Here is a 3,605-nt window from a genome sequence, read left to right on the forward strand (position 1 = left end):
AACCGGAGATGATCGCGCCGCTGCATCTGGCGGCCGCCGAATGGTTCGGCGAGCGCAAGATGCTGACAGAGGCGATCGGGCACGCGCTGGCCGCCGGCGACCAGGCCCGCGCGGCGGTGTTCGTGGAGAACAATGCGCTCGACCTCATCGCCCAGTGCCAGCTTCTCTACGTGCGCCAACTGCTGGCACTGCTGCCGAGGAAGCTGATCGACCAGCGCATTCGGCTGCAACTGGTCGTGCTGTGGTTGGCGGTGCACAGCAGCCAGCCGGAGATTGCCCAACAGACGCTGAGCAATGCGCGCAAGTTGGTCGAGACCGGACCGACCGACAGCAACGACCCAGGCACGATGACCGGCACAACGATCGAGGCTGAGCTCGTGGTTCTCGCCGCCGCCGTTCACAGCACGCTGGAGCAGTTCGATCAGGCGCGCGACACAGCCCTTGCGGCCCTGCGCGTCATCGCGCCCGATGCCTGGTTCATGGAGGGCGCTACCGCCAATGTCATTGGCTACAACCTCTATGCGCTGGGTGACCTCGACGGCGCACGCGCCGCCATCGATGCGGCACGCCGGGCGCATGAGCGAAGCGGCAGCCTGCTCGGCGTCACCATTGCCAATTGCTACATGGCCGTGATCGAGCGTTCGGCGGGCCGCTTGCCCGCCGCCGAGCGGCTGCTGCGCAACGCGATCATCGAGGCTCGGGCGCGGATCGGTGCAAACTCCTATGCCGAGGCCCTGGCCGGCACGCTGCTTGCGGAACTTGCCTATGAGACCAATGCGTCGGGCGAAGCGCTGACCCTGGTCGAGAATCTCGGACCGCAGATCGAAGGCGCGGCAGTCATTGTCTATCCTCTGGCCAGCGTGCCGACCTATGCCCGCGTGCTGCAGCTGACCGGTCGCACCGAAGCGGCACTGGATATGCTTGAGCGCGTCTATCAACGCGTACATGGCACGGTGTATCGCCGCCTGGCATCGATGATCGTGCATGACCGCATACGTGTGCTGCTCGACCAGAACCGTATTGCCGAGGCGCGTGCGCTGCTGGCCGAGCATCGGGGCGAAGGGACCGAGGCTTCGGTGGTCATCACTACCGCCAACGAGTTCGAGTTCTTTGCCGAGGGCCGCCTGCTGACGGCCGAGAAATCCTATGCCGCTGCCGCGGGGGTTTTCGACGCGCTGCTCGAGCGCACGAAAGACAGCGGGCGCATGCGCCGCCATATATTGGCGCTGATCCTGCGCGCCAAAGCGGCCAGCGCTGCCCACGACCAACGCGAGGCCGACCGCAATCTCCTCAATGCGTTGCGTCTCGCCCAACCATCCGGCTTCATCCGCTCTTTCGTCGACGAGGGAAGGCCTGTTGTCGAAGGGTTGATGCGGCTGCGCGCGGCCCAGGCGAAGACCGATCCCGCACTGTCAGCCTATGCGTCGCGCATCATCGATGCCGCGCAGGCGATGCCTGTCGCGACGCGCAAGCTGGCCGCACCAGCCGCCGAGAAGGAACAGCTCACCCAGCGCGAGGCCGAACTGCTGCGCTATCTCACCGAGGGCATGTCCAACCGCGATATCGCCTTGGCGTTGTCGGTGAGCGAGACCACGGTGAAATGGCATCTGAAGAACATTTTCGGCAAGCTCGCGGTGACCAACCGGGTGCAGGCGGTGCGCGCTGCGCAAGGATCTGCAGGCGCCCATACCCCTCCGAAAGGAGGGGCATAGATAAGAGGCGCGACCCCACTTTCGGGTCGGGCCATCTGATCGTTAGCCTGCTAGCGTCACCTGGTTTTCAGAGGACGCTGCGGATGGCGACAGGCTACGTTTTTCACGAACAGCTGATGTGGCATGACACCGGCTCCAGCGCCGACATGATGCCGCCCGGCCGTTTCGTGGAACCCGGCCGGCATCTGGAATCCCCTGGCTCCAAGCGCCGGCTGAACAACCTCATCCAGGTCAGCGGCCTGTCGCGGCATCTGGTGCCGATCATCCCCGAGCCGGTCTCGGTCGACGACCTGTTGCGCGTGCACACGCAACGCCATGTCGACGATATTCGCATGCTCAGCGAACGCGGCTCCGGTTTCGCCGGGCCGCAGGCGCCGATCGGCCTCAACAGTTTTGACATCGCGCTGCTGTCGGCCGGCACCACCTATGCCGCGATGCGCGCCGTGCTGACGGGCCGCGTCGACAATGCCTATGCGCTGGCGCGGCCGCCGGGACACCATGCCGAGCCCGACCAGGCGATGGGCAACTGCCTGTTCTCCAACATTGGCGTCGCTGTCCGCCGGCTGCAGCATGAAGGCCTGCTCGGGCGCGCGGCGATAGTCGACTGGGATGTGCATCACGGCAACGGCACCGAGACGGTGTTCTATTCCGACCCGTCGGTTCTGACCATTTCCGTGCACCAGGACAATCTCTATCCGACCGGGCGCGGTGCGCTGGCCGACAACGGGAAAGATGCCGGCGAGGGCTTTAACATCAACATCCCGCTGCCGGCCGGCAGCGGAACCGGTGCTTATGAAGCGACTTTCGACCGCGTTGTCGCGCCGGCACTGCGCGCCTACAGGCCGGACCTCGTCATCGTCGCCTCCGGCTTCGATGCGTCCGGCTTCGATCCACTCGGCCGCATGATGCTCAACAGCGAATGCTTCAGGCGTCTTGCCGCGCGCATGGTTGCGCTGGCCGCCGAGACCTCGCAAGGGCGCCTGATGATGACCCATGAAGGCGGCTACTCCGAGGGCTATGTGCCGTTCTGCGGCCATGCCGTCATCGAGACGCTAGCCAATCACCGTACCGAAGTGGTCGACCCTTTGTCGGACCATATCGACGAATGGGCCGGGCAAGACCTGCAGCTTCATCAGGCCGCGGTGATCGATGCCGCCGAAGGCCTGCTCGCCGGCCTGCGCCAACGTCTCGCCAGTGCGGCCTGACGCGATGGATTTTGTCATCACCACGCTGCTCAATGCGCTGACGCTGATCAGTATCCTGATGCTGGTCGGGCTCGGGCTGGCGATCAGCTTCGGCCTGATGAACGTGACCAATTTGGCACATGGCGAGTTCGTCACCGTCGGCGCCTTCGCGGTCTATTTCGTCCAGAGCATGGGTGGCTCGTTCTGGCTAGGGCTGGCGGCTGCCCCCATCGCCGGCGCGGTGATCGGCTGCATCCTCGAATTCGCCATCATCCGCCATCTCTATTCCAGGCCGGTCTCAACTGTGCTTGCCACCTGGGGCGTCAGCCTGATCCTGCAGCAAGGGCTGGAACTGATCTTCGGTCTCGGCGCCAAGCCGGTGACGCCGCCTATCGAAGGCACGCTCGACCTCTTCTTCACCGTCTACCCGGCCTATCGGCTGATCCTGATCGGCATCGCCATGCTGACCTTGCTCGGCGTCATCCTGCTGATCAGCCGCACGTCCTTCGGTCTCGACATCCGCACCGTCATCCAGAACCGCGAAATGGCCGAGGGCGTCGGCATCAACACGCGGCGCACCTACGCCATCGCCTTCACCTTCGGCGCGGCCATCGCCGGGCTCGCCGGCGGACTGGTCGCGCCGCTGGCGATCGTGCTGCCGCAGATGGGGGTGAACTATCTCGCCAACGCCTTCTTCGTCGTCATTGTC

General features: G+C 65.0%; 3 protein-coding genes. All 3 read left to right on the forward strand.

Features of this window, described 5'->3' with window-relative positions; genetic code table 11:
• Positions 1-1,712 (forward strand): LuxR C-terminal-related transcriptional regulator (locus EN955_RS33930; protein ID WP_245492853.1); only part of this gene is annotated, 1,712 nt, incomplete at its 5' end.
• 83 nt (positions 1,713-1,795) lie between these two features.
• On the forward strand, positions 1,796-2,917 hold the full coding sequence (locus EN955_RS33935) for a class II histone deacetylase (protein ID WP_013532992.1): 1,122 nt from the start codon (positions 1,796-1,798) through the stop codon (positions 2,915-2,917).
• A 4-nt stretch (positions 2,918-2,921) separates the two neighbouring features.
• On the forward strand, positions 2,922-3,605 hold a 684-nt coding region (locus EN955_RS33940), incomplete at its 3' end, for a branched-chain amino acid ABC transporter permease (RefSeq protein WP_127223561.1).

The organism is Mesorhizobium sp. M7A.F.Ca.CA.001.04.2.1 (assembly GCF_003998485.1).
Lineage (GTDB): Bacteria > Pseudomonadota > Alphaproteobacteria > Rhizobiales > Rhizobiaceae > Mesorhizobium > Mesorhizobium ciceri.